The sequence below is a fragment of the Thermodesulfobacteriota bacterium genome, from assembly GCA_040753795.1.
GTDB lineage: Bacteria > Desulfobacterota > Desulfobacteria > Desulfobacterales > Desulfosudaceae > JBFMDX01.
This window is the reverse complement of sequence record JBFMDX010000003.1, coordinates 205,736-230,876: the sequence shown is the minus strand read 5'-3', so window position 1 is coordinate 230,876 and position 25,141 is coordinate 205,736. Positions and strand designations below refer to the sequence as shown.

The following is a 25,141-nucleotide window of genomic DNA, read 5'->3' as shown; positions in this document are numbered from 1 at the left end:
CCTCTTATAAAGGTCTTGAGATGCCGCCGTCTTTTCTGATCCGCCAGAAGTGAACCGCCATCAGGATGACGCAGACCAGCGGCAGCAGCACGCAGTGAAGTACATAGAACCGTAACAGCGCGTTCCCTCCCACCTGGTTGTCTCCCAGCAGAAGGAACTGCATGTCGTTGTACTGGTTGATGTTCAGCAACTGATGAAAAGGGCCTTCGTTACCCAGAAACGGCGTGGCCGCGGCCATCTTGGTGCCGACCGTGATGGCCCAGAAGGCGATCTGGTCCCAGGGCAGGAGGTATCCGGTGAAGCTCAGCAGCAGGGTCACCACCAGCAGCAGCACGCCGATCACCCAGTTGAACTCCCGGGGCGGCTTGTAGGAGCCGGTGAGAAAGACGCGGAGCATGTGCAGCATCACCAGAATGACCATGGCATGGGCGGCCCAGCGGTGCATGTTCCGCAGAAACATGCCGAACAGCACCGTGTGCTCGATGAGCTTCATGTCCAGGTAGGCGTATTCGGGAACCGGCCGGTAGTAGAACATCAGCAGCACGCCGGTGACGGTTTCGATGATGAACATCAGCAGGGTCAGCCCCCCGAGGCAGAAGGTAAAGCGGAACTTCAGTGCCGAAGCCTTCATCTGCACCGGGTGAAGATGAAGGAAGACGTTGGAGGTAACCGCCAGTGACCTGTTCCGGGGCGTATCCGTGAGTTTGTGCCTGAACACCGAGCGCCAGGCAGCGCTTTCCGTAATTTTTTTCAGCTTCATGTGGGTTAGTCGGCCAGTAATTTTTTCAAATAGGTAAAATCGGCGGTAACGAACCGGGCCAGAACCTGAAGCAGGCAGGTATAAAACAACACCGCTTCATCCGGGCTGGCGATTTCGGCAAGAATGCTTTTCATCCTCTCCGCGAGCAGGGATGCCCACCGGTTCAGATGACGCTCCAGAAAGTCCCTCTGGGCCAGCAGGTAGCCGTGGGTTTCCTTTTTGTCCTGGAGGGCCTTGATGGTCAGAAAGGCCAGGTAGTGCATGAATTCCAGTTCGTAGGAAACATGGTCCGGCCGGTCTTCCATGGACCCTTCCTGATAGCTGAGCCCGAAGTTGTTGTAAAAACGGATCAGGGATTCGAAGATGGTCCGGCGGTTGGAACCCTTGACTTGCTTGCCTTCGACCAGCGGACAGGGAGGATCTCCCGGGCCGGCATCGAACAACCGGATAAATTCCGATTCCACGTCGTCATCGCTGAACTTGTCCGAAAAACGCAGCACGCTTTTTTCCTGGTCGCTGACGGCAAATTCAAACGGCAGGTTCGGCACGATATCGTTCAACCCGTCGACCAACTCACCGTTTCTGACAAAATTCCGGAAGGCCTGGTCGGGATAGCGGAAGACATCCGCCATCAGGGCGTACATGTTGCTCCTGGCCGCGTTCTGGATCTCCTGTTCCGTTTTCAGCTCACCGGTTTGAAACACACCGCCAGCGCCTTCGCCTGTTGCCTGGTCCGTACTGATGCTTTCCGCCGCTTGGTTCATGGGTTTATCCTGTTTTATGAATTCAAAAAAAGAAGGAAAATTATCCGCCGGCCGCGCGGGTTGGCCGGCCGGCGGATGCTATGTCTCGCTGGTTTTATTCCTTGATCCCCGGACGGGTATAAATTCCGGCCTTGGCCGGTTTCCTCTCCATAATCGCGGGGTCTTTGTCAAAGATGTCAAACATCTTTTTCCACTCCCTGGCGATGAGAATGTCCATCAGTTCAGACTTGCCGCCTTTTCTGACCTTGTCCAGTTCCGTCTGCATGACTTCCAGGGATTTGTCCACTTCCGGACCGAACAGGTAGCGCAGGTAATCCCGGGGGATTCTCGGTTTGGTCGGGTCGATCTTGCCGCTATCATCCAGCCGGGACGGGGCCAGGGGCGGGATGTAGAAGACGTTAGGATTGGTCCCGAACTCGGAATGCAGCGGCAGGGCCACTTTCCATACTTTGACCAGCTTGTAGATGATGCTCTCCGGTTTATCCACGAAGCCGACCCAGCGGACCCGGGCGGTGCACTGCCGGGCGCAGGCGTTGGCTACGTTTTGTTCCAGCCGGGGATAACAGAAGATGCACTTCATGCTCTTATCGGTGACGAAGTTGAAATAGATAACCTTGTAAGGACAGGCTTCCAGGCAGAAGCGGTAGCCCTTGCAGCGATCCTGGTCGATGACCACGGCGCCGTCGGTCTCTCTTTTGTAGATGGCGTTTCGCGGACAGGCGTCGACGCAGGCCGGATAAGAGCAGTGATTGCATATTCTGGGCAGGTAGAAATAGAAGGAGTTGGGGTAGGTCCCGGCGCCCTGATCCTCATCCCAGTTCATGGACCAGTCCGGAACGCTGTCGTCTTCCTGGTTCTTGGCCTGCAGGTGAACGTCGCCGGCCTTGCTGTTGACCACCTCGTTCCAGTTGAATTTCCACAGGTCGCCGAACTCTTTGCGGGTGGGATGCTTGCCCTGGACGGGTTCCATGACCTTGCCCTCGAACAGCACCTTGTAACCGCCGCCCATCTTCTCCCAGTCCTTGGGAGAGCCCTTGCCGGGCATGGTGTTGACCTTGTTCCACCACATGTATTCCCGGCCTTCAAAACTGGTCCACAGCGTTTTGCAGGCCATGGAGCATAATTGACAACCGATACATTTATTCAGGTCCATGACCATGCCGACCTGGTGATCGGACTTTCGAAGCATATCCTTGGTGGCTTCAAAAGTCTTGGCCAGTTCCTTTTCCCTGTCTGTAAGTACTTTTTCTTCAACAGCCATGGGTTTATCTCCTTAAATATTAAATATTGAAATTCAATCCATAATGACTGACCGCAGGCGGTTACGCTTCGATTACCAGATCCCGCCACTCCTTGCTGAATGCCTTGACTCCGCCCCGCTCGCCGTTGGAACCTTCCCAGACCGCGAAGCCGATGCCGATCTTTCCGCCCGGGGCCAGGTCGACGGTTTCTTCACCCGGCTTGTTGGCCTTGAGGGTGCGGCCCATGACCACGTGCCATTTCCCGTTTTCCCACTTGGAACTGGCAGCGATGGAACTCTTTTCAGTGTAAAGGGAGGTGGACAGACCGTGGGCCACCTGGTTCTTGGGCTTATCGTCAAAATCCGGACGCCAGTACCAGGAGGTGGTGGGAAAATCCTTGGTGCCCATTTCGGTGATGGGGGTCTTGTCGATCTCCTTTAAGGGCATGAGCAGGGCGACCCCGTCGGCAAAGACGTTGATGTCCTGGATTTTCATATTGGCCTGGGGGCTCTCCCATTCAAAATAGAAGAAAATGGACTCTCCGTTGTGGACACTTTTCATCCACAGCTTTTTCACGGCGCCGATCTTGTCCTCGCTGTAGACGCCTTTGATGTAAGGCGAGGGCTGGTTGGCCAGGGGAGTGGCCGCGGTTTCAATCAACTCTTTTTCCGTCTGCCACAAGGGGTTTTTGCAGTCCAGCAGGTCCTTGGTGGCGGCGGAAACTTTCTTGCAGGTAATATTTGCCATGTGACACCTCTATAGTATGGTTGAATTCAATTAACTCGTTAATCAGGCCTTGCTGACTTCCACGGAAATGCCCCGGTCAATGGGCTGAGCGCACCAGTTCCATCTCCAGTAACGGAGGTGGCCGTAGTCATTGATCAGGTCCAGCCATTTGATCATGCCGGGAATGGCCGTGTCATAGCTCTTCCATCCGGGGAACTGGAACGGTTCCCAGGCATGGTAGATAATGACCTGGCCCGGCATGGCCGCGCCTTTTTCCGGACGGGCCGCCGGCGTGACCTTGACGTGGATTTTAAAGTCGTCAAAATCGTTGTGCACCCGGACCAGGTCGCCGTCTTTGATGCCCCGTTTTTCAGCGTCTTCCTTGCTCATGAACATGAACGGCCGGCCCTGATGGGTCCGCAGGAGCTGTTCGTTGTTGACCCAGATGGAGTGGATGCTCCAGCGCTGATGACCGCTGGTCAGGCGCAGCGGGAAGTTGCCGCCGATCTTGGGATTGTCCTTGTGAATCGGGAGTTGCTCCCCGGCTTCCAGGAACCAGGGATGATCGATATAGAACTGGATCCGCCGGTTGTAAGTGGGGTAGGGAATTTTCTTTTCGCCGGTGTGCCAGGTCAACGGAACGATCGGTTCATCCGGCTTGATGTCCGTGGCCAGGTTCATGGTGACCGGGTCGAAGATGGAGACGTCGACAAAGCGGACGATGCCTTCCTTGCGCATGAATTCCAGGTTGGTCCCAGGCGGCAGGTTGCTCAGCATGACGCTGGACTGCAGGGCGTCGTCCATGACTTCCTCATAGTTGGTGGCGCCCATGTTCTGCCAGACGGAATAGTTGTCCAGGACCACATTCCCTTCCTTGTCACGGCAGGGGAACTGATCCAGGAACATCTTGTATTCTTCCTGAAGCGGCGTCCGGGGGGTGAACTTGGTCTTGCCCATTTTCCTGGAAACTTCTTCGATCTTGGCCCCCAGCATGCGGCAGATTTCCCACTCGGTCTTGGTTTCCGCCAGGGGCTTGACCGCTTCATCGGTCAGGGTCAGCCAGGGAACATGGGGGGTGGGGAAACGGGTGTCGAGTTTTTCGTAGAAACCGGCGCAGGGCAGAACGTAATCACCATACAGCAGGGTGGTGGTCCAGCGGGTTTCAAAGCCGAAGATGAGCTGGTACTTGTCCCACAGGGACCCGAGAATATTCTTGACCCAGCCGCGGTTTTTTCGGGCCGGGTTGGTGCCCATCCAGGAGTAAACGGTCGGGGTCTGGTCGGCGGCCGGCTTGATGTAGCCGTCCCACCAGCCCTTGGACACCGCTTCGTCGTAATACTCCTTGAATTCCCGCTTCATGGTCGGGCAGTGCCAGGCCTTGTTGTCCCAGGCCTTCTTGTAATTGGAGTGGTTATAGTAGAGATGGGCGGGAATGGTCATGTTGACCAGGTTGCGGTCAATGACCCGTTCCTGCTCGATGGAGCACATTTCATCCGAACGGGTTGGATCTTCCATCTTCTTCTTATTGAAAACGCTTCTCATCAGCGGCAGCTGCTTGGACAGGTTGGAGAGGCCGATTTTCTCCTTGAAGACGTGAGTGAAGGCCCCTTCGAACAGGGACTCGTTCCAACCCCGGATGCCGCAGCCTTTCTTGCCGTAGCTGCCGGTCAGGGCCAGCACCAGGCACATGGCTCTTTCGATCAGGTCGCCGTGGTAGTACTTGGGTGAGTTCCAGCCCACCAGCACCTGAATCTTGCCGCTGGCCTTGTAGCATTTTTCCGCCAGGCGCCGGATGGTGTCCGGATGGGTCTTGCATATTTCAGCGGCCTTTTCCGGGGTGTACTCTTTGTTGACCAGGTCTTTTAAATTCTGGTAAACCGGCCGGACTTTGACGGATTTGCCGTCCAGCAGCGTTACCGAGAATTCGCCTTCCAGGGCCGGATCGCAGGGCAGCTTCAATGTTTCCAGCGGGGCCTTGACGACCTTGTTGTTTTTAGAATCCCAGAAGCAGAACTGGTCGGCCCGGGCGCCTTTTTCAATTTCGGACGCGTTGAGGAACTGATTGGTGTCCGTGCGGACCAGCAGGGGCAGGTCGGTCTGTTCTTTTACAAAGGGGACATCGACCCAGCCTTTTTCCATGAGTACCTGGCAGACGGCCATGCCCAGGGCGGTGTCGGAGCCCATTTCCACCGGGATGTATTCATCGGCGTGCATGGTGCTGGGGTTGTAATCCGGCGCGATGGAGATGATTTCGGCGCCGTTGTAGCGGGCTTCCGAAATAAAATGATAGTCGGGGATACGGGTGTAGACCGGGTTCATGTGCCAGATCAGGAGCAGTTTGCCGAAGTACCAGCCGTCCACCGAATCCATGAACTGGAATTTGCCGAAAGTTTCATAAATGCCGCGGTTGAAGTCGCCGATGGTTGAATCCAGGTCCAGCAGCGTGGCCCCGAGGCCGACAAACAGCCGGTGAACGGCCATGACGTGGATATAACCGCCGTTGCCCGGGCCGCTTTCAAAAACAATGGATTCCGGGCCCTGGGCATCCAGACCCTTGACAATGCCTTCGGCGATTTCCGTCAGGCACTGGTCCCAGCTGATTCGTTTCCATTTGCCGCTGCCCCTGCCGCCGGTCTGCTTCATGGGGTATTTCAGGCGGTCGGGGTTGTACATATTAAGACTGTAAGAAGCACCCTTCTGGCATCCCCGGGGGTTGAAGTCCGGGCCGGACGGGTCGATGACCGGATACTTGGCGGCCTGCTCTTCCCGGAAGACGATGCCGTCCTTGGAGTAGACCCGCCACAGACAGTTGCCGGGATAGCAGTCCACCAGGTGGGTGCCGTAGGTGACCTTGTCCCAGGTCCATTCCTGCCGGTGGAGATCCTCCCAGCCGGCATAGTTCCAGTCTTCAACAACTTTGTTCGTAGCGTTGGCGATGCCGTTGCCTCCCAGAAAGCCAAGAGAATTGAGGGACAGCAACGCGGCGGTTGCGCTCGTTCCCTTCAAGAAGGTCCTTCGGGAGAATTTCATGTGCTTCATAGTGCCCCCTTCATTTCGTTATTGATCCTTGAGTCTGGTTATTACCTCTGTTGTTTCACTATTTACAAATGCCGTTCGGCACATAACAATTTATCGCCGGCGATACCCGGCGCTTTTCATGATACCGGCACCAGCCGAATGGCGTTCCAGGGACATCCGGTCAGAACGATTCCCTGGGTGCCGCTGGAGACGCAGGCCCCGCAGCCGACACATCGGCCGGCGTCCACCGTCATTTTACGGAAAGGGTAATTTTCGGGGTCATCCACCAGTTGCAGGGCATCAAACTTGCAATACACCCGGCACACCGGCACGCCGCCGCAACCGGTACACCAGTCGGCAATCCGGGCGCTTCGTTTGACCCGTGTTTTCCTGGCCGGTTTTTCCCCGGCCGCGGTGGTGACGGCGGTATTTAACATCATGACACTTCGATATAGATTTTCTGGTCTTCAAATTCCTGCCTGGTGTACACCAGGGCCGTATCCACGATCAGGTTGCCTTCGCTGTCCAGGGTGATGTGATGACGGTCCAGGGGCCGGGGCGCCGGCCCGGCGAACTCCACGCCGTTGGAATGGAACTCGCTGCCGTGGCAGGGACATTTGAAGATGTTTAAGTCCTCGAACCAGTTGACCGTGCAGCCCAGATGGGTGCAGCGGGCGAACAGGGCAAAGACCCGGTCCTTGTCCCGGACCACGAAGAAGCGATGGTTCTTTTTGAAACGGGAGTCGATGAAGATGACGCCGTACTGGTCGGGGCGCTTGTCCGTGATAAAATCATTAATATGGCCGATGACATACTTGCTGGGCGGGTGGAACACCACCGACGGATACAGAAAACGAAGCCCCTGATAAATGCCCGCGCCCATGCCGGTGAAGATGACGCCCCAACCGGCCACCGTGATGCCTTTGTTGAGAAAGGCCCTTCTCGTCAGCCCGGTTTTTTCCTCGGGCTGATGATTGGAAAGACTGCCTGGCTGTAAAATTTCTTCCATTCCTGCTCACCGAATCATGCGTGTTCCGGACAGGGCAGTGCCCCGGCCTGGAGTTATTTTTTACCCAGAAGGCTGCGGATCATCTCAAATATAAAGGAAAGGATAAACATCCCTCCGGCTCCTTCCGCGTACTGTACCCAGGCATAATAATGAAAATTCTGGAACATGGTCTGGTGCATGTTGAAACGCCAGTAAAAGAAGTTGACCACGGCAAAATAAATGGCCGTATAAATGACGGCGAAAACCAGAGATTTGAGGATTTTTTTAAACATGGGCACCTTCCTTTGATTTTGGATGGATCGGTTTGTGTCCGGGCGATTGTTTAAATGATGACTGCATTCCGTTCATGAGTTTCCTTAAAAATCAAAAGCTCAACTTTCAACTTTTAATTAAAAACTACAGCGGGCAAAAACGGTTGTCAAGTCTTTTTTGATCACGGCGGCAAATCCCGTTAACCCGGCCGAAAGGGGATAGCGCTTAACGGAAATTACGATAACAAAACAGTAACCGCTTTTTGTATTTACCGTTTTTTTATAAATTTTATTAATTAAATAAATATATTATAAAAAAACAAAGGAACTGATCCGTTATCTATGGGAAAAGCCGTACGGATCGTCATGTTAATGGTGAAGATATAAAAATATATCGGAAACGGCCGCTGAATGTCAATGGAAAAAGTTCGTAGTAAAACTTTTCACTTTTTTGTTGACAAGTTCGGTTGTATTTTATAATTCCAAAAGATGAAAGCGAAGTGAATTCCCCGGGGAAACAGGTTTGAAAACAATGCCGGACGCAATGATGCCCGGCGCCTGGGGAGAAACGACAGAAGGGAGTACTTTATGATCATCTGCGGAAGAACTCGGGAAGAAGCCATGGCCGACATCCGGGATTTCCATGGTTTTGTGGCGCCTGGTCTGTTGATCGGCGCGTTCATGGTGGACCTGGCCTATGAAAAGATCGGCCGGGAAGTGGAAGCCGACGCCATTGTGGAAACCCGGCGTTGCCTGCCGGATGCCATTCAGGTTTTCACCCCCTGCACCATCGGCAACGGCTGGCTCAAGATCCTGGATCTGGGAAAATTCGCGCTGACCATGTATGACCGGCATACCCGCGAGGGGCACAGAGTCTGGCTGGATCTGGACAAGGCCCGGACCGGCCATGAAACGATTTATAAGTGGTATAATGGGCTCGCTTCCAAAAAGGAACTGCCCATAGAAATACTGCATGAGGCGATTTTTGCCGCCGGCCGATCGATCCTGTCTTCCAAAGCGGTACGCGTCGTCGATTACGGCGAGCGGCAGAAAAAGGGCGAGGTCCGGATCTGCGAAAAATGTCACGAGGCCTATCTGGCCGACCAGGGCAGCCCCTGTCTGGCCTGCCAGGGAAAAGGCTATTACCAGGATATCGATAACATGTAATCGGGTTGGACATGATGAGCGCAATACATGCCGGCCGCGGGAAAAGACAGAGCGGCAAAAAACGACGCCTGAAGATGAAGGATCTGTCGGAAGCCACCGGCGTCAACGGAGCCACGATCCGCTATTATATTAATGAAGGACTGCTGCCCAAACCCTACAAGCCGTTCCGCAACATGGCGTATTATGACGAATCGTTTATCGACAAGATCAAATTCATTAAAACACTGCAAAAGGACTATTTCCTGCCGCTGGAAGTGATCCGGGTCAGCATCAAGGAGAGCGGCTACGACCTTCAGGCCGTGGTCAACAAGCTCGACCGGGCCAAGCAGATGATGTGGCTTTCCGATCCGGAATCCGATCAGAATTCTCTTGAAGCCGTGACCCGGGAAAAGCTGGCCCAGATCACCGGAATGGCGGCCGAAGACCTGGGGGAGGCCATTCATAACGGCATGGTCTTAGCCGATGAGGACGGCCTGTTCCACGAAAAAGAGATCCTGATCGCCAGGAAGATTGCCCGCATCCGGGAATTTCTGACCGATGCCAGGGGGTTCTCGTTTGATCTGATGGTCGAACACTACAAGATGTTTGAAGCCCTGGTGGACATGGAATTCGAGGTCTTCCTTAAAAACGTGATCAACAACAAGATCACGGTCGAGGAAGCCAACGAGATGGCGGAAATACTGCTGGAAGAACTCAAGGATCTGTATCCGCTGATCCACCGGCGGCGGTTGAGCAAGAAAGTCAGAGAATCCCTCGTGATTAAGTGATCAGGCCCTTTTGCCTGTGATCGCGTTTTCCGCTTTCTCCGCTATTTCCCCCTGGCGCAGAACCGTTTCCAGCCCATCAGGGCGGCCGCGCCGGCAATGGTGGTGCCGTAAAAAAGAACCGGCTTGCCGGTTAAAAACTGATCCACGGTTCCGTTGACGATGGTCGTTCCGGTGACCAGCAGCAGGTCGGCCCAGGCAAGGGCGTCCGCCGTGGCGTCCGGCCCCTCGATGCGGGCCCCGCGTTTTTCCATGCCGATGTTTTCCGGATCCAGGTCCAGGATGCGGTAAGGAAAATTCCGGCTGACCGCCTCCACCATGGCCGGCTGAAATCCGATCTGGACGACTTTGGCACGGCCGTATTCCTTTTCAATAAAGCGGGCCAGTTCCGAAGCGCATTCAACCGGCTCCCTGTCGCGGCAGTGCAGGGTGCGGTCCGTGCGGCCCAGGTGCTTGAGCACCGCGTTCAGGGTCGCCACGAACACGGCCCGGCGGAAGTTGTTGGTCAGGGGGCTGTCGATGATGTCCCGCAGGGCCCCTTCAAAATTTCCGAACCGGTCCGTGAAGGCCTGGCCGGACGAACCCAGAAAATCGGCCTGCATCAGGCGCTCCTTGCCCTGCTGCAAGGGAAAATCGTCGGCCTCGGGATTGCCGATGGCTTCTTCGACGGTAAGGGTTCTGGCCTTGACCTGGACATTCTGGTCCATCAGGTTCTGCTCCCGGCATATGCGGGCGAACTTTTCTCTGAGCTGACCGTGGATGTCGTCTGCCATCGTTGTCTCCTTTTGTCTTATCTGATCGCCATGATCACCTTGCGGCCGGCTTTCTGAATCACCGGTGTGCCGGTGCCGTGGCGGATGGCTCGCAGGGTAGCCGCCCTGTCAACGGGGACCGTCCCGGCCAGAAAGTGAACAGGCAGGGAGGTAAACACCTCTCCGACCATGGGTGTGCTGGGGCCCAGCAGGACCGTCCGGGTTTCATGACTGACATGGCCCAGGATGTCTTCAACGGTGTTGTTCAACAAGGACGTGGACGTCAGGACCAGCGCCTGGGCCCATTGGCTCAATTTTTCGTAAACAGATTGCTGATTGCCGATCTGCTGACCGAGGTCACACAGGACCAGATCAGCGCCGCGTTTTTCGATCAGGTGGATCAGCGGCTTGATGGCGCCGACCATGACCACCCGGGTTCCCTTACCGACGCCCAGCTGGTCGAGAAGCACCTGATTGTCCGGCTCCGCGGGAAGATTACGGGCCGTGTCATAATTCAGGGCGTTGATCGCGGCCAGGGCCATGGATCGTTCCAGAGGCGAGTCGGCCAATATTTTTCTCACCAGACCGATGGCGGGCTCTCCTTCGGGATCCTGGTAATTGTGGTGCATCATGCAGGTGTTTTTGGATTCAAAATAAGAATAGGCGATGCCGATGCCGCCGTCGGACGTGCACACCGCCGTGTACCCCAGGCCCAGGCAGAGGTGCTCTATCGTTGTATGGCGGGCCTTATCCTCAAACCGCTGAAACAATCTTTCATATAGCGTCATATCCGTAATCCCGGCTTATGGATTTTTTAATAGTCCCGTTTGTTGTTTATGGCAACGATTTTTGTTATGGGATAATATGCTTACAGTAAAAAGCACCGATAAAAGTACCGATATCAAGAGGGCAGCCGTCATGGAGAACAACCAGAACCAACCATTGTCCGTCCAGGATCTGGAGCAGGAACTGGCCGCGTTGAAACAACAGATCGTTTCCTACGAAAAAAGCAATCAGTTCTTTGAGATGCTCGTCCGCAGCCTGCCCGGCCTGTTTTATCTTTTTGACAGCAACTTCAAGGTGCTGAAGTGGAACCGCAACCTGGAACTGGTCACCGGTTACAGCCAGGAGGAGATATTTGCCCGCAATCTCTTTGATCTGTTTTCCGGCGATGACCTGGAAAAAGTGAAACAGGCCGTTAAGGAGGTGTTTGACAGCCATCAGGGAGAAGTCGAAGCGGAGCTGGTTTCCAAAAGCGGAGAGCGCCGCCCCTATCATTTTACCGGTGTCGGCGCCACCATCGGTGATGAATCGTTTCTGGTCGGGGTGGGACTGGATTTGAGCGCTTATAAGAAGACACTGAAAGAACTGCAGGAAAGCGAAGCCCTCTATCGTCTTCTGGCCGAGCGCATGACCGAGGGCGTGATCCTGCTGAAGCGGTTCAAAATCCTTTTTGCCAACAACGCCTTTCTCTCCATTTTCGGATATGAGGACACCGCCTCCCTGATCGGCGGCGACCTGCGCGATATGATCGCCTCCGGCTTTGAAATTTATTTTCAGGACATGTGCGAGGCCCTGGAATCCGGCATCTGCGCCGAGCGGTTTTTCCAGGCCCGCTGGCTGAACCGGAAAAAAGAGGTCCTGTGGGTGGAAGGCATCGGCAACCGGCTGGAGTGGAAAGGCGAGCCGACGGTGTTCCTGACCGTCCGGGATATCACCGAGGCCAAGTTAAAGGAAATCTCCATGCAGGAGGAGGCCGACAACCTGCGGCGCCAGAACGTCAAGCTGCGCTCGTCCATCCAGGAGCGCTACCGTTTCGGCAAGATCGTCGGCAAGAGCCCGGCCATGCAGCGGATCTACGAACAGATCCTCAACGCCTCCGGCACCAACGCCAGCGTGGTTATTTACGGTGAATCCGGCACCGGCAAGGAACTGGTGGCCCGGGCCATTCACGACATGAGCCGCCGCTCCGGCAAGAGCTTCGTGCCGGTCAATTCCTCGGCTATTCCGGAGAACCTGCTGGAAAGCGAGTTCTTCGGCCATAAGAAAGGCGCTTTTACCGGCGCCCACGCCGACCGGGCCGGTTACCTCGACCTGGCCGACGGCGGCACGCTGTTCCTGGATGAAGTTGGCGATCTTAACATCAACCTTCAGGCCAAACTCCTGCGGGCCCTGGAGGAGGGTTCCTATTCGCCCGTGGGCAGCAATATCGTCAAACATTCCGATTTCCGGTTGCTGTCGGCCACCAACAAGAACCTGCCGGCCATGATCCGCGAGGGTGAACTGCGGGAGGACTTTTTTTACCGCATTCATATCCTGCCCATCACCCTGCCGCCCCTGCGGGAGCGCAAGGAGGACATCCCCCTGATCGTGGAGGATTTTCTGCGGCGGCTGCTGGTCGACAGCAAGATCGTCCAGATCCCGGGACCGGTGCTGGAAGCCCTGATGGCCTATTCCTGGCCGGGCAATGTCCGCGAACTGCAGAATGTGATCCAGCGTTATCTGGCGGTGGGCAACGTCGATTTTCTGGAAACGGGACTCCCCGCCCCCGCCGGAGCAAAGCCGGCCGCCGGCGCGACCGCGGAAACAGCGGCCCCGGAGATTGCCGGGGACCGGGAAAGCCTCCAGGACAATGTCGACGCCCTGGAAAAAGCCCTGATCGAAAAGACCCTGCGGCAGTGCCACGGCAATAAAAGCAAAGTCGCCGGAAAATTGAAGATTTCCCGCAAGACCCTGGCCAGAAAAATGGAGCGGCTGGGACTGGAGTAATGGCCGCCGTCTCCGATGCAATTTTCCCGGTTTCAACCCGTATTGTGTTTTTGATGCGTTGGGCCGTTTGTGCCCAAAATGGCCCCTTTGTCCTCAACTCCCAATCTCATTCCCGTCCGCTTCCACCCCCGTCTTATTTCATAATCAAATAAAAACAGAACGATATCTGTCTTTTCCCGGACCGGCCGGCCTTGGCACCTTATTTGCTATGATGGTACCATTGAACCCATTGGGTTTTCTCGCCCTTTTTGCGGGGACGGGCTTGATGATAAACCACGGGCGGTTCCAGAGAAGAATTTTCAAGGCGTCGCCGTTAACCTATGAGATGGAGGCATCATGAACCAGGAAAGGAAAATTCGCGTCCTGATCGCCAAGCCGGGACTGGATGGCCACGAACGGGGCGCCCGGGTGGTTGCCTACGGGCTGCGGGACGCCGGCTTTGAAGTGATCTATACCGGGTTGCGCCAGACGCCGGGCCAGATTGCCCGGGCGGCGGTGGAGGAGGACGTGGACGTGGTCGGCCTCTCCATTCTGTCCGGCGCCCACCTGCTGCTGACCCAGGAGGTGATCCGTCAGCTTCACGAGCTGAAGGCCGATGACATGATGATCCTGGTCGGCGGCATCATCCCGGAAGCTGATTTCGCGGCGTTAATAAATATGGGCGTGACCGGCATTTTCACCTCCGGCACCCCCATCTCCGCTATTGCCGAAACCATCAAACAGGTTGCCGCCGGGCGTTTTTCTGAATAATGATCGCGATACAAAAGAGGTTTTCATGAGTCACCATAATACGGAAGAAAAAATGGAGAAGATCCGCCGGGCTGAAGACAACTGGCGGCAGAATGTCCGCGGCAAACGGGTCAAACGTTTCAACCTGGCCCAGAGCCCGACCGAATTCTACAGCCCCACGGCCCTGCCGCCGGATCATGATTTTATGGAAAAGGTGGGTTTCCCCGGGGAGTATCCCTTCACGGCCGGCAACCACCCCTTTGATTTCTGGCGGGCCTATGCCGCGGACGCCGCCAAAATGGGCTACCGGCCGGACTGGGGCGGGGCCGGCAAGGTGGGCAAATACGGCGGATTCGGAACTCCGGCCGATTACCGGGACTATCTTTTCCGCATGCAGTCCATGGGCCGCAAGGGCGGCCCCAATATCGCCTTCGATCTGGCCACCCAGTGCGGCTATGATCCGGACAGCCCCAGGGCCGTGGGCGAGGTGGGCCGCGTGGGCGTGTCAGTGGCCTCCTTCCGGGATTTTCAGATCATTTACGAGGCCTATACCGGCGACCTGGACATCGACAAAGTGCCGTCCAACTTCACCATCAACGCGCCGGCGGCCGTGATCATCGCCATGTACGCCGTGCTGGCCAGAAAAAGAGGGATCCCCCTGGAAAAGCTGGCCGGTACGCCCCAGAACGACATCTTAAAGGAATTCATCGCCCGGGGAACCTATATATTTCCGCCCCGCCAATCCCTGCGACTGTTCCGGGACACCTGCGCTTTCTGCGTCCGTCACATGCCGGAACTAAACATCAACAGCATCGGCGGCTACCATATCCGTGAGGCCGGCGCCACCCGCGTGCAGGACCTGGCCTTTTCCCTGGCCAACGGCAAGGCCTATCTGGCGGCCGGGACCGAGGCCGGGCTGGCGGTGGACGAGATCGCGCCGCGGTTTACCTTCAACGCCTTTGGCGGCAGCATGGAAATCTATCAGGAGATCGCCTTCCAGCGGGCGGCCCGGCGCATGTGGGCCAGGATCCTCAAAGAAGAGTTCGGGGCCAAAGACAAGCGCAGCATGATGCTGCGCCAGCCCATCACCGCCCATATCGGCTGCTCCTCGACCACCCTCAACCGGCCCCTGAACAACCTGGCCCGGGCCGTGGTGGGCGGGATCGCCGCCGGCATGTCCGGCGGCATGCCGGGCGTTTACCCGCCCTTTGACGAACCCCTGGGCCTGGGTCACAGCCAGGAGGCGGTTCAGCTCCAGCTGGACGCCACCCGCATCATGATTTACGAGGCCAAAGTGGCCGACGTCAACGATCCCTGGGCCGGTTCCTACTTCATGGAATCCCTGACCGACCAGATCGAGGCGGCCGCCCTGGCGGAGATCAAGAAGATCGACGACATGGGCGGCGCGGTGGCGGCCATCGAGAGCGGCTACATGCAGCGGGCCGTGGCCCGCAGCGCCTATGAGCGGCAGAAGCAGATCGAGCGCCAGGAGGAGTTCGTGGTGGGCGTCAACTGCTTTACCGGCGAAAACGAGATCACCGTCAACGTCAACCGCGAGGTCGAGGCCACCTATGATCCGGAACTGATGAAGACCGCCGAGGAGCGCCAGAAAAAAGCCCTGGCGCAATTAAAGAAAGAGCGAAACGACGCGGCCGTGTCCGCGGCCCTGGCCGTCCTCAAATCCCATGCCGCCGATCCGGCCGTCAACCTGATGCCGGATATCTGCGACTGCGTCGAGCAGGAGGCCACCCTGCAGGAAATCTGCGACGTGCTCAGGGATGTGTTTGGCGAGGCGGAACCGGTCAAACTGTAAACCCAAAATGATCGCATGTCGCTCACAAAAGCCTTTTTACGATGTGCCGGTGAATGGATTAGAAAATACAGGAAAGCCGTTTATGAACAACAACTGGGAGGAACTGATCCGGCAAATGTGTCAGGGCGGCACGCGGGCCCTGTCGCGGCTGATCACCCGGGTGGAGAACCGCGAGCCCGGATGGGAAGTCGCGATGAAAGCGATTTATCCTCACACCGGCCGGGCCCGGATTTTCGGTATCACCGGTTCTCCCGGCGCCGGGAAAAGCACCCTGACCCGGGAGCTGTCCCTGGTGTTGCTGGAAAAGGGCCTGTCCATCGGCATCATCGCGGTGGATCCCTCCAGCCCCTTTTCCGGCGGTGCCCTGCTGGGGGACCGCCTGCGCATGCAGGAGCTGTATGAACATCCCCGGGTGTTTATCCGCTCCATGGCCACCCGCGGCCGCATGGGCGGCCTGTGCCACGCCGCCCGGGACGTCACCCGCCTCATGGACGCCTTCGGCAAGGATGTCATCCTCATCGAGACCGTGGGCGTGGGCCAGGACGAGATCGACATCGTCCGCGTGGCGGATTCGGTCATGGTGGTCTGCGTTCCCGGCCAGGGCGACGGCATCCAGGCCATCAAGGCCGGCATCATGGAGATCGCCGATTTCTTCGTGGTCAACAAGGCCGACCGCGACGGGGCCGAGGAACTGGCCGCCGACATCGCCGCCATGCTGGCGCTGTCCACCCTGGCCGACGGGCTCAAGCCGCCGGTCATCAAAACGTCGGCCCTGAAGAAAGAGGGCATCCGGGAACTGGCCGAGGCCATTCTGGCGCCGCGGTCCCGCAACCGGTCCATGGAAACAAAGAACATCCGGGAAGAGATCATGAGTCTGCTGGAAGGGGAAGTGTCGCGGCGGCTTCACCGGATCGCCGCCGGCGACGAACGAATCGACCGGCTGGTGGAGATGATCGCCGGCCGGGAACGCGACCCCTATTCGGCCGTGGATGAACTGCTGAACGATCTGATTGAGCAAATCAAGTAGGGAAGGAGGTCCTATCATGACAACACTTCTCGCCGCCTTTGTTTCCGGTCTGCTGCTGTTTAACGCCGTGCCCCATCTGGTCCAGGGCATCTGCGGCAAGCCCCACATGACGCCTTTTGCGCCCCGGTCGGCGGCCTGGGTCAACATCGTCTGGGCCTGGGTCAATATCGTCGCCGGCGCGGTCCTGGCCTGGTTTTTCTGCTGCCGTCAGGCCGGCCCGGCCGCCTGGGCGGCCTTCGGCCTGGGCGGATTCGTGATCTCCCTGTACCTGGCCATATTCTGGAGCAATCCCGATGCCCGGCTGCCCTGGCATCCCAAGGGTTGACCCCTCGACCCCTTGAACCCCGCGTCCAATAGCCACTAAAATTGAGGAGTTAATCATGACCGATACCGCCCCGATTCCCGTTACCGAAAAGATCGCCGCTTTTGTCGCCGAAACCCGGGCCGCCGATATTCCGCTGGAGATGTACCGGCACGCCCGGGTGGCCTTCATGGACTGGCTGGCCGTCACCCTGGGCGGCAAGGACGATCCCCTGGTGGACAAGCTGATTTTTTTCACCGACAAGCTCGGGGGCGCGCCCCAGGCGACCATTATCGGCCGGGGGGGCATGAGAAAGAGCGTGGCCGACGCCGCCCTGATCAACGGCGCCGCCTCCCATGCCCTGGATTACGACGACACCCTGGTCTCATTTCTGGGCCACCCCTCGGTGACCCTGTTTCCGGCCCTGCTGGCCCTGTCCGAATGGCGGGAAGAAAACGGCCGCGATTTTCTGACCGCCTACCTGATCGGCCTCCAGGCCGGTTCGGTGGTGGGCGCCTGCGCCAGTCTGGACCATTATATGGCCGGCTGGCACGCCACCTCGACGCTGGGCCATATCGCCGCGGCCGCGGGCTGCGCCCGGCTCCTGGGCCTGGGCCGGCAACAGACGCGCTATGCCCTGGGCATCGGCGCCACCCAGTCATCCGGCCTGAAGCGTGTCTTCGGCACCATGTGCAAGCCGTTTCATGCCGGCCGGGCCTCGCAATCGGGCCTGATGGCGGCCATGCTGGCGGCGGACGGGTTTACCAGCGCCGAGGATATTCTGGAGGGGCCTCAGGGATTTTTCCAGGCCCTCAAGGGCACCATCAACAAGGATGCCGTGGAACTGATGGGGTACGGCTGGGATGTGGTCAACCTTTCCCAGAAATATCACGCCTCCTGCCATGCCACCCATTCGCCCCTGGAGGCGGCCCTGGCGGCGGTCAGCGAGGCGGGCCTGACGCTGGACCGGATCGCCGGCATCACGGTCCACTCCTCGGCCCTGGCCCTGGGCGCCGCCGGGAAAATGGACCCCAAAACCGGCCTGGAAGGCAAGTTCAGCATCCCCTTCTGCGTGGCCAATGCCCTGGTTACCGGCATCACCGGGGACCAGGCCTTTACCGACGAGCGGGTCCATGACCCGCGCATCCGGGAATTGATGAAGAAAATCACCGTTACCCAGGATGCCGGAAAAGCCGCCCTGGAAGCCACGGTGGTGGTGGAGGATACAGGCGGCGGCCGGGCCGAGCGGTTTTCCGACATCCTGCAGCAGATCCCGCCCCTGGAACTCAAGGAAACCCGCGTGCGGCAGAAATTTCTGGACCTGTGCGAGCCGGTTCTGGGCAAAGACAGGGCCGCCCGGGCCGTCGAAGAGATCGATAACCTGGAACAACTGCCGTCCTTAAAGACGTTCGTGGAAAAATTTTGACGCCTTTGCGCAAGGAGACCAAACCATGGATCAGCCCACCTGTCTGGTGACCGATATTCAGCGCTACTCCGTCAATGACGGACCGGGATTCCGGACCAATGTCTATCTCAAGGGCTGCCCCTTGAAGTGCGCCTGGTGCCACAACCCGGAGACCATTTCCGCGGAGCCGGATCTGCTCTGGAAACGCCGCCAGTGCGTGCAGTGCGGCGCCTGCCTGGATGCCTGCGACCGGGACGCCGTGGTTCCGCCCATTCCGCCCGAACAGGCCCGGCAGGAAGGATCGACCTACTGGAAGATCAACCGGGAACGCTGCAACCGCTGCCTCAAATGCGTCGACGCCTGCGCCTACGACGCCCTGACGGTTTCCGGCCGGCCCATGACCGTGGCCGATATCATGGCGGAGGTCGAGGCCGACCTGGTCTTTTATAATACCTCCGGCGGCGGCATGACCCTAAGCGGCGGTGAACCGACTTCCCATGGGGATTTTGCCCTGGCCCTGCTGACCGAAGCCAAACGCCGGGGAATTCACACCTGCCTGGACACCAACGGCTTCTGCGCCTGGGAAAGCCTGGCGGCGCTTCTGCCCATGACCGATATTATCCTGTTTGACCTCAAACACCTGGATCCGGAGCGCCACAAGGCCGGCACCGGCGTCGACAATCGTCTTATTCTGGAAAACCTGGAGAAACTATCGGCCGCCGGCGCCGATGTCTGGGTCAGAATTCCGGTCGTTCCCGGCTATAACGATGATCCGGCCTTCCACAAGGCCGCCGCCCGGTTCTTGGCCGGCCTGCCGCATGCGCCGGCCCGGATCGACCTGCTGCCGTTTCACAACTGGTGCGAAAGCAAATACGACTGGCTCGGCCTGGACTGGCCCTTGAAGACCACCGAAGCCATGGCGCCGTTTTTCCTGGAAATGCCGGCCGAAGTGTATCGGGACCTAGGCCTGAACGTGACCATCGGCGGCTCCGGATTTGAAGAGGCGGCCAGGAGGCAGGCGGGTTAGCCGCGCGTTTCCCTTTTCTGCTCGTCGGCATGGTGGAGCAGCCAACGCCGGCCTTTACCGGTCAACCGATAACGTTGAGTCGGGCTGCGTGGGGAATCGGGTTGAGTGCGCTCGATCCATTCGGCCTCGAGGGCCGGGTTGAGGTGGTTATTCCGGAACGTGGGACGGTGTGATAGACCCAAAGCCTGCATCAAATCGTTGCTGCCCATTTCGCCGGTCCCGATCAAGCGGATCAATACCGCTACTTGGTCGGTTACTTGATCGGCTACTTGGTCGGTCGCCGCAGCCTCGCGCACGGCATCGCGCAACGCGTTCAGCATGAATTCGATAAATGGAGTGGCGTCTGCCTGCTGGTCGGCTACCGTGAGTACCCGGTAATAGTCTTCCTGTCGATCCCGGATCACCGTCTCCACCGGCAGGTAAGCCAGCAACGGCTTCCAGTTGCGGAGGATCAGGGTTTGCCACAACCGTCCCATCCGCCCGTTGCCGTCGGCAAAGGGGTGGATAAACTCCAACTCGTAATGAAAGACGCAACTGGCCACCAACGGATGTTCGGTGGTGTTTTCCAGCCAATCAAGCAGGTTTGCCATCAGGTTGGGCACACGATCAGCAGGAGGAGCCATGTGTACCAGTTGCTCTCCCCGGAAAATGCCGACCCCGCCGGATCGATATCGACCCGTTTCATCCACCAGCCCACGCATCAGTAACTCGTGAGCCGTCAGCAGGTCTTTCTCGGTACTGGCGTCCCAGTCTTCCATGGCTTCGTAGGTCGCAAAGGCATTGCGTACTTCCTGAATCTCGCGGGGGTGCCCCAACACCCGCTTCCCCTCGATAACGGCGGTCACCTGTTCAAGGGTGAGCGAGTTGTTCTCAATAGCCAGCGAGGCCTGGATGGTACGGATGCGGTTCTCCCGGCGCAGGCGCGGTGTCAGGTTCTGTTCAGCCAGCACGGTGTAGCGGCCTATGGTTTCGCCGATCTCGGCAACCAGATTCACAATCGCCGGGGTGATGGTATAGGGTGGTTGGTATTTTGGTTTCATACCATCCGTAAGAAAAGGCCAGGAAGTTATTTTTTTATGCTGTTTTTATAGCAAAATCGGGATGGTGTGTCAATTGATTCCTTGACGGGGTAAACGTATTGCAGTAAAAATTTAATAATCCTTTCACTGTTGAGCTTGGCATGCGCTTGCGGTTCGTTTTCAGCTTGTTTTTTCTTGACCTGGGCTTGCTTCTGTCTTATTAGTTGAAAAATGTTCAAAAACTGACAGGTTTTCAACCAAACATGACCTCAACAACTCAATTCCCAACCGATTTGGTTTTGCGCGTCAGTGGCGCCAGCGCCAATCAGTTAAAATACTGGGTAAAAATAGGATTGGTGGCGCCCACCAGAGATGGCAAAAAGTATTGGTACACGTTTCGCGATATATTGAAGCTCAAAGTCATAATTAGTCTGAAAAACAATGGATTGAGCCTTCAAACCATTCGTAAGGGCATCGATAATTTAGCAAAGGTTCTTCCTCCTGGCTCCGACCCTCTTTCACGACTGATTATTTTTACCGATGGCCAGGAGATGATTGTCATGGAAAAGGGAATGTATTTTAGCGCCACTTCCATGCAGCAATTTTTTCGTTTTGATACGGAACAATTGCAGGCAACGATTATCCGGATTCAGCAAGAAGGCTCTTTGGGGGAAGGTGCTTCTTATCTGAAAGTTGAATTATCCGGACGATAACAAGATTATTCTAAAAAGAACGCGTCGTGGCCAAGAATACACACGAAATACGTGATCCCATTCATGTCTTTATCAAACTGGATTCGCAGGAACGCCATGTCCTTGACTCACCGATATTCCAGCGGCTGAGGTATATTCATCAACTGGCCATGACCTATCTGGTTTACCCCGGCGCCACCCATCGCCGGTTTGAACACTCTTTAGGCGTGATGGAACTGGCCAGTCGTGTGTATGACATCATCACCAATCCGGAAAACCTTACTGATGAAATTCGCGCGCTGTTTCCTCAAACGACGGATCCTTTGACGCGGCCACATTGGCGGCGTATTTTACGGCTGGCGGCCTTGTGCCATGATCTTGGCCACATGCCCTTCTCTCATGCCGCCGAAGAGTTGATGCCAGATGATTGGGATCATGAAAAAATGACGCGGGAGTTGATTCTCAGCCCGGCCATGAGAGAGATTTGGTCAAGCCTGGATCCAAAACCGGATCCCGAGGATATCGTCAAGCTCGCTCTTGGCCCCAAAAAGGCCAAGGGGCTCCATTTTTCTGATTGGGAATCCCTGCTGGCCGAAATCATCGTCGGCGACGCCTTTGGTGTGGACCGCATGGATTATCTGTTACGAGATTCCTTGCATACCGGTGTTGCCTATGGCCGATTCGACCATTTCAGGCTGATTGACACCATGCGCATTTTAACGCCGCCCGCGCACGGAAAAGAAGAGGAACGCTCCTCTGAACCTTATATCGGCGTTGAATCCGGCGGGTTGCTGTCAGCAGAAGCATTGTTGCTGGCGCGTTATTTCATGTTCAGTCAGGTCTACTTTCACCCGGTTCGGCGAATATACGATATTCATTTGAAGGATTTTTTGTCAGCGTGGTTGGAAGGAGGCCATTACCCGACAGATGTTGAACAGTTTTTGGCCTATACGGACGTGGAAGTTATCAGCGCCATGCATCAGGCCGCTAAGTATTCCGATCATCCCGGCCATGTGCATGCCGAAAGGATCATCAACCGGAATCATTTCCGGGTTTTTTATGAGGGGTCGTTAGGCGACATCATCGAATCCGGGGGCGAGATGAAAGCCGGTCAGATTGCCGAGGCAGCAAAAAAAGAGTTTGGTGGAGAATATATAAGATACGATTGTTATTCGCCAAAGGATAGCACCATCGATTTCCCCGTGCGCAAAAGAGACGGAGCTATTGTCTCCGCGCATTCGATATCACAAGTGTTAAAGAATATTCCGGCCGCGGGGTTTGACTATGTCTTTGCCGATAAAAAGATACTTCCGGTCATTGAAAAGTGGTATGAAGACAATAAAGCCAAATGGCTGTCTATTAGCAAGGAGGAAGAGCCATGAAAGAAGGACAGAACCGAGCCGTATTGATCAAGCTGATCCAATCTCTCCGGTCCAAGGGCAGTTGGTGCGGGGAAACCCATATCCAGAAGGCTGCTTTTTTTCTGAAAAACCTGACCGGGGTCCCCATTGATTTTGATTTTATTCTATATAAACACGGCCCTTTTTCTTTTGAAATGAGGGATGAGATTAACGTAATGCGGGCGTTTGATCTGTTGGACCTGAAAGCCCAATACCCCTATGGCCCTCAGGTAGTGGATACGGACGGGGGAAAAGCACTTTGTGAGCGGTTCCCAAAAACCCTTGCCGAATATGAAAAGCAGATCGATTTTATCGCGAATAAACTGGGCGACAAGGGCGTGGTTGATCTGGAAAGACTGGCCACGGCTTATTATGTGACACTTGAACAGCCCGATATAAAAGATCAGAATGCCCGTGCCCGGGAAATTGTAGATCTGAAACCGCACATTAAACCGGAAGCAGCCAGACAAGCAGTTATAGATGTGGATGCCCTGATCGCGGAGGTTAACAAGCAAGAGCTGCGCGCGGCCTGAAGGTTGTTCCGGTCCCTGAAACCGCCTGTGTGCGGCTGTAACTGCCGAAGGCGTTGATCAGCATCGATATTCCATCCCCGCACCTTGATAACCTCGTGATGTCAAGGCAACAACAGGCGGTTTCCTCGTTATACGGGGCTCTGACCCGGCCTTCACCCCACGTCGTCATCCCGTCCGCCCTGTCAGCGTCGTCATCCCACGGCCACCCGATCAAGGCTGGTAAACTTGACCAGGGGATCCAGCCTCCCCTCGTCATCCCGGCCAAGTGGAGCGAAGCGGAACGCGAGCCGGGATCCAGCGACCCCGCCGTCGTGCCGCCGGTTTAAACGATAATGAAACTTAAATGCTTGTCCTTCAAAGTGAGTCCGATTACAAATAGCCCCATCACGAACGGCAGCAGTCAAGGTCCTTTTTACACTGGAGCGTTTTTGCCCCTGATCCAGCATGACCCCGGGCTGCTTTTAAACATTGATGAGGCATATGCACTCTCCCATACAAGAATATTTTATAAACCATCCCGGGCTGCCGTTTTTTTACCCCAACAAAGGAGGCAGTTAACGATGGCTCACAAGTGCAAGAATGCTAAAAGCAAAAACCACAAAGGTCAACCGCGTTCGTTGAAAATCATTCAACCCAAAGCCGCCGGTATCGATCTTGGCTCATGCGAACATTGGGTCGCCGGCCCGCCATTACCGGACAACTCACCGAATGTAGAACGGTTCGGCACGACAACCCCGGAGTTGTTGCGTCTGACCGCCTGGCTTGAACAGCAACAAATCACGACCGTTGCCATGGAAAGCACCGGCGTATACTGGATTCCCTTGTTTGAAATTCTTGAAAGTCGCGGCATCAGTGTCCATCTGGTTAACGCCCGTCAAATCAGCCATGTTCCCGGCCGCAAAACGGATATGCTTGACTGCCAGTGGCTTCAACTGTTGCATGCCTGCGGATTGCTTCGCGGCTCTTTCCGGCCTTGTGATGACATCTGTCGACTGCGTGCCCTTATCCGCGAACGTAACACAATTGTGGATCACCGTTCGGACTGGGTCCGGCGTATGCAAAAAAGTCTCGACCAAATGAATGTCTGCGTACATCACGCGGTTTCCGATATCACCGGCGTTACCGGTATGGCCATTGTTCGGGCCATTGTCGATGGTGAGCGTGACCCCAAAGTCCTGGCCCGCTTTCGTGATCGCCGTTGCCGGAAGTCGGCAGACCAAATCGCCGAGGAACTGACTGGCAACTGGCGCCCCGAACATCTATTCAACCTTGAACAATCCCTTAAAGTATATGACCATTTTTGCACCATCGTCAGTGATTACGATGCTAAAATTTTAAGTTGTATCGAATCACTACAGCCTGCGGATGCCAAAAACAAACCCGTACCGCCGCCGGTGACCAAGGCAAAAGCGCGCAGCATCGCCAAGCGTCATCATGAACCCCTTCGCCAGGCATTGTATCTTATGGCCGGCGTCGACCTGACTACAATTGACGGTATCGGGGCGGAGACCGCATCCGTTGTTATCAGCGAACTCGGCCTTGATTTTTCCATGTTTAAAGACGAAGGGAATTTCGTCTCCTACCTTCGTTTGGCACCCAACATATCGATCAGTGCCGGCAAAAAAGTTCCCGGCAGGTTTAAGGCCACAACCTGTACGCGTGTAAGCAATGCCCTGCGCATGGCCGCAACCACTTTGCGCAACTCCCAAACGGCTCTTGGCGCCTATTATCGGCGTATATCCTGGCGTAAAGGCGCTTCGGTCGCCGTTTTTTCCACAGCCCGAAAACTGGCCCAACACATTTATCGACTGGTGCGCTTCGGCCAAGCTTATGTCGATGCAGGAGCGGATGCATATGAATTCCGTTTTAACCAGCGCCGCTTAAAATCCTATACCAAGGCCCTGCAAGAAATGGGCTATAAAGTCGAGCCCTTAACCATCCAGGAGGCCGCAGGAGCTCAATGAAGTTTCATAC

At 56.3% G+C, this 25,141-nt stretch carries 25 protein-coding genes; 14 read left to right on the top strand and 11 right to left on the bottom strand.

The genetic code is table 11. From position 1 onward, the window contains the following. Positions 1–4: 4 nt before the first annotated feature. From AB1724_05930 to AB1724_05895, 8 genes are all read right to left on the bottom strand, one after another. Positions 5–760 carry a cytochrome b N-terminal domain-containing protein gene (locus tag AB1724_05930; protein MEW6077327.1) on the bottom strand — a complete coding sequence of 252 codons (756 nt, stop codon included), beginning with the start codon at positions 758–760 and terminating at the stop codon, positions 5–7. Positions 761–765: 5 nt separating this feature from the next. Next, positions 766–1,524 (bottom strand): molecular chaperone TorD family protein, encoded by a 759-nt coding sequence (locus AB1724_05925; GenBank protein MEW6077326.1) that lies wholly within the window; start codon positions 1,522–1,524, stop codon positions 766–768. A gap of 94 nt (positions 1,525–1,618) precedes the next feature. Beyond that, the gene (locus AB1724_05920) at positions 1,619–2,785 is read right to left on the bottom strand and encodes a 4Fe-4S dicluster domain-containing protein (protein ID MEW6077325.1); all 1,167 of its coding nucleotides are present in this window, start codon (positions 2,783–2,785) and stop codon (positions 1,619–1,621) included. Positions 2,786–2,846: 61 nt separating this feature from the next. Then, entirely contained in the window at positions 2,847–3,512 is a 666-nt protein-coding gene (locus tag AB1724_05915) for an ethylbenzene dehydrogenase-related protein (protein MEW6077324.1), read from the bottom strand. A 42-nt stretch (positions 3,513–3,554) separates the two neighbouring features. Then, positions 3,555–6,530, bottom strand: coding sequence for a molybdopterin-dependent oxidoreductase (locus AB1724_05910; GenBank protein MEW6077323.1), 2,976 nt, complete (start codon positions 6,528–6,530; stop codon positions 3,555–3,557). Between the two features lie 116 nt (positions 6,531–6,646). After that, positions 6,647–6,949, bottom strand: a complete 303-nt coding sequence (locus AB1724_05905) for a 4Fe-4S dicluster domain-containing protein (GenBank protein MEW6077322.1) — start codon at positions 6,947–6,949, stop codon at positions 6,647–6,649. Further along, positions 6,946–7,518 (bottom strand): Rieske 2Fe-2S domain-containing protein, encoded by a 573-nt coding sequence (locus tag AB1724_05900; protein ID MEW6077321.1) that lies wholly within the window; start codon positions 7,516–7,518, stop codon positions 6,946–6,948. Before AB1724_05900 ends, AB1724_05905 begins: the two co-directional genes overlap by 4 nt. A gap of 53 nt (positions 7,519–7,571) precedes the next feature. Next, entirely contained in the window at positions 7,572–7,790 is a 219-nt protein-coding gene (locus tag AB1724_05895; GenBank protein ID MEW6077320.1) for a hypothetical protein, read from the bottom strand. Positions 7,791–8,357: 567 nt separating this feature from the next. On the opposite strand from AB1724_05895, the gene AB1724_05890 reads away from it, so the two are divergent. Continuing rightward, positions 8,358–8,936 carry a formylmethanofuran dehydrogenase subunit E family protein gene (locus tag AB1724_05890; GenBank protein ID MEW6077319.1) on the top strand — a complete coding sequence of 193 codons (579 nt, stop codon included), beginning with the start codon at positions 8,358–8,360 and terminating at the stop codon, positions 8,934–8,936. Between the two features lie 11 nt (positions 8,937–8,947). Next, the gene (locus tag AB1724_05885) at positions 8,948–9,703 is read left to right on the top strand and encodes a MerR family transcriptional regulator (GenBank protein ID MEW6077318.1); all 756 of its coding nucleotides are present in this window, start codon (positions 8,948–8,950) and stop codon (positions 9,701–9,703) included. Between the two features lie 41 nt (positions 9,704–9,744). On the opposite strand, the gene AB1724_05880 is transcribed toward AB1724_05885, so the two are convergent. Further along, positions 9,745–10,473, bottom strand: a complete 729-nt coding sequence (locus tag AB1724_05880; protein MEW6077317.1) for a DUF364 domain-containing protein — start codon at positions 10,471–10,473, stop codon at positions 9,745–9,747. A 17-nt stretch (positions 10,474–10,490) separates the two neighbouring features. Continuing rightward, positions 10,491–11,240: a DUF364 domain-containing protein gene (locus AB1724_05875; GenBank protein MEW6077316.1), complete on the bottom strand. Its 750-nt coding sequence runs from the start codon at positions 11,238–11,240 to the stop codon at positions 10,491–10,493. Positions 11,241–11,316: 76 nt separating this feature from the next. Between AB1724_05875 and AB1724_05870 the strand changes: the two genes are divergently transcribed. The 7 genes from AB1724_05870 (at position 11,317) to AB1724_05840 (ending at position 19,523) form a co-directional block, all read left to right on the top strand. Next, a complete protein-coding gene (locus AB1724_05870) occupies positions 11,317–13,221 on the top strand; it encodes a sigma-54-dependent Fis family transcriptional regulator (protein MEW6077315.1) in 1,905 nt (634 codons plus the stop codon). 336 nt (positions 13,222–13,557) lie between these two features. Next, positions 13,558–13,971 carry a cobalamin B12-binding domain-containing protein gene (locus AB1724_05865; GenBank protein MEW6077314.1) on the top strand — a complete coding sequence of 138 codons (414 nt, stop codon included), beginning with the start codon at positions 13,558–13,560 and terminating at the stop codon, positions 13,969–13,971. A gap of 25 nt (positions 13,972–13,996) precedes the next feature. Then, a complete protein-coding gene (locus AB1724_05860) occupies positions 13,997–15,763 on the top strand; it encodes a methylmalonyl-CoA mutase family protein (GenBank protein MEW6077313.1) in 1,767 nt (588 codons plus the stop codon). An 82-nt stretch (positions 15,764–15,845) separates the two neighbouring features. Next, positions 15,846–16,790, top strand: a complete 945-nt coding sequence (gene meaB / locus AB1724_05855) for a methylmalonyl Co-A mutase-associated GTPase MeaB (protein MEW6077312.1) — start codon at positions 15,846–15,848, stop codon at positions 16,788–16,790. Positions 16,791–16,806: 16 nt separating this feature from the next. After that, a complete protein-coding gene (locus AB1724_05850; GenBank protein MEW6077311.1) occupies positions 16,807–17,115 on the top strand; it encodes a hypothetical protein in 309 nt (102 codons plus the stop codon). 55 nt (positions 17,116–17,170) lie between these two features. Further along, positions 17,171–18,517 (top strand): MmgE/PrpD family protein, encoded by a 1,347-nt coding sequence (locus AB1724_05845; GenBank protein MEW6077310.1) that lies wholly within the window; start codon positions 17,171–17,173, stop codon positions 18,515–18,517. A 25-nt stretch (positions 18,518–18,542) separates the two neighbouring features. After that, on the top strand, positions 18,543–19,523 hold the full coding sequence (locus AB1724_05840) for a glycyl-radical enzyme activating protein (protein MEW6077309.1): 981 nt from the start codon (positions 18,543–18,545) through the stop codon (positions 19,521–19,523). On the opposite strand, the gene AB1724_05835 is transcribed toward AB1724_05840, so the two are convergent. Next, positions 19,520–20,563, bottom strand: a complete 1,044-nt coding sequence (locus AB1724_05835; GenBank protein ID MEW6077308.1) for a Fic family protein — start codon at positions 20,561–20,563, stop codon at positions 19,520–19,522. The two genes, AB1724_05840 and AB1724_05835, sit on opposite strands and share 4 nt — an antisense overlap. Before the next feature lie 242 nt (positions 20,564–20,805). Here AB1724_05835 and AB1724_05830 point away from each other — a divergent pair, with 242 nt between their 5' ends. The 5 genes from AB1724_05830 to AB1724_05810 all read left to right on the top strand — a co-directional run bounded on the left by AB1724_05830 (position 20,806) and on the right by AB1724_05810 (position 25,131). After that, a complete protein-coding gene (locus AB1724_05830; protein ID MEW6077307.1) occupies positions 20,806–21,255 on the top strand; it encodes a helix-turn-helix domain-containing protein in 450 nt (149 codons plus the stop codon). Positions 21,256–21,281: 26 nt separating this feature from the next. Further along, positions 21,282–22,616, top strand: coding sequence for an HD domain-containing protein (locus tag AB1724_05825; GenBank protein ID MEW6077306.1), 1,335 nt, complete (start codon positions 21,282–21,284; stop codon positions 22,614–22,616). Then, positions 22,613–23,167, top strand: coding sequence for a hypothetical protein (locus AB1724_05820; GenBank protein ID MEW6077305.1), 555 nt, complete (start codon positions 22,613–22,615; stop codon positions 23,165–23,167). The genes AB1724_05825 and AB1724_05820 overlap by 4 nt, the downstream gene beginning before the upstream one ends. 98 nt (positions 23,168–23,265) lie before the next feature. Further along, the gene (locus AB1724_05815; GenBank protein ID MEW6077304.1) at positions 23,266–23,493 is read left to right on the top strand and encodes a hypothetical protein; all 228 of its coding nucleotides are present in this window, start codon (positions 23,266–23,268) and stop codon (positions 23,491–23,493) included. 234 nt (positions 23,494–23,727) lie between these two features. Beyond that, complete coding sequence (locus AB1724_05810; protein ID MEW6077303.1) at positions 23,728–25,131, top strand: IS110 family transposase; 1,404 nt, start codon at positions 23,728–23,730, stop codon at positions 25,129–25,131. The last annotated feature ends 10 nt before the right edge of the window (positions 25,132–25,141 follow it).

Excerpts from the sequence above, each read along its gene's own strand:
- AB1724_05930 (MEW6077327.1), bottom strand. The coding sequence starts at position 760 with ATGAAGCTGAAAAAAATTACGGAAAGCGCTGCCTGGCGCTCGGTGTTC.
- AB1724_05925 (MEW6077326.1), bottom strand. The coding sequence starts at position 1,524 with ATGAACCAAGCGGCGGAAAGCATCAGTACGGACCAGGCAACAGGCGAA.
- AB1724_05920 (MEW6077325.1), bottom strand. The coding sequence starts at position 2,785 with ATGGCTGTTGAAGAAAAAGTACTTACAGACAGGGAAAAGGAACTGGCC.
- AB1724_05915 (MEW6077324.1), bottom strand. The coding sequence starts at position 3,512 with ATGGCAAATATTACCTGCAAGAAAGTTTCCGCCGCCACCAAGGACCTG.
- AB1724_05910 (MEW6077323.1), bottom strand. The coding sequence starts at position 6,530 with ATGAAGCACATGAAATTCTCCCGAAGGACCTTCTTGAAGGGAACGAGC.
- AB1724_05905 (MEW6077322.1), bottom strand. The coding sequence starts at position 6,949 with ATGATGTTAAATACCGCCGTCACCACCGCGGCCGGGGAAAAACCGGCC.
- AB1724_05900 (MEW6077321.1), bottom strand. The coding sequence starts at position 7,518 with ATGGAAGAAATTTTACAGCCAGGCAGTCTTTCCAATCATCAGCCCGAG.
- AB1724_05895 (MEW6077320.1), bottom strand. The coding sequence starts at position 7,790 with ATGTTTAAAAAAATCCTCAAATCTCTGGTTTTCGCCGTCATTTATACG.
- AB1724_05890 (MEW6077319.1), top strand. The coding sequence starts at position 8,358 with ATGATCATCTGCGGAAGAACTCGGGAAGAAGCCATGGCCGACATCCGG.
- AB1724_05885 (MEW6077318.1), top strand. The coding sequence starts at position 8,948 with ATGATGAGCGCAATACATGCCGGCCGCGGGAAAAGACAGAGCGGCAAA.
- AB1724_05880 (MEW6077317.1), bottom strand. The coding sequence starts at position 10,473 with ATGGCAGACGACATCCACGGTCAGCTCAGAGAAAAGTTCGCCCGCATA.
- AB1724_05875 (MEW6077316.1), bottom strand. The coding sequence starts at position 11,240 with ATGACGCTATATGAAAGATTGTTTCAGCGGTTTGAGGATAAGGCCCGC.
- AB1724_05870 (MEW6077315.1), top strand. The coding sequence starts at position 11,317 with ATGCTTACAGTAAAAAGCACCGATAAAAGTACCGATATCAAGAGGGCA.
- AB1724_05865 (MEW6077314.1), top strand. The coding sequence starts at position 13,558 with ATGAACCAGGAAAGGAAAATTCGCGTCCTGATCGCCAAGCCGGGACTG.
- AB1724_05860 (MEW6077313.1), top strand. The coding sequence starts at position 13,997 with ATGAGTCACCATAATACGGAAGAAAAAATGGAGAAGATCCGCCGGGCT.
- meaB (MEW6077312.1), top strand. The coding sequence starts at position 15,846 with ATGAACAACAACTGGGAGGAACTGATCCGGCAAATGTGTCAGGGCGGC.
- AB1724_05850 (MEW6077311.1), top strand. The coding sequence starts at position 16,807 with ATGACAACACTTCTCGCCGCCTTTGTTTCCGGTCTGCTGCTGTTTAAC.
- AB1724_05845 (MEW6077310.1), top strand. The coding sequence starts at position 17,171 with ATGACCGATACCGCCCCGATTCCCGTTACCGAAAAGATCGCCGCTTTT.
- AB1724_05840 (MEW6077309.1), top strand. The coding sequence starts at position 18,543 with ATGGATCAGCCCACCTGTCTGGTGACCGATATTCAGCGCTACTCCGTC.
- AB1724_05835 (MEW6077308.1), bottom strand. The coding sequence starts at position 20,563 with ATGAAACCAAAATACCAACCACCCTATACCATCACCCCGGCGATTGTG.
- AB1724_05830 (MEW6077307.1), top strand. The coding sequence starts at position 20,806 with ATGACCTCAACAACTCAATTCCCAACCGATTTGGTTTTGCGCGTCAGT.
- AB1724_05820 (MEW6077305.1), top strand. The coding sequence starts at position 22,613 with ATGAAAGAAGGACAGAACCGAGCCGTATTGATCAAGCTGATCCAATCT.
- AB1724_05815 (MEW6077304.1), top strand. The coding sequence starts at position 23,266 with ATGTCAAGGCAACAACAGGCGGTTTCCTCGTTATACGGGGCTCTGACC.
- AB1724_05810 (MEW6077303.1), top strand. The coding sequence starts at position 23,728 with ATGGCTCACAAGTGCAAGAATGCTAAAAGCAAAAACCACAAAGGTCAA.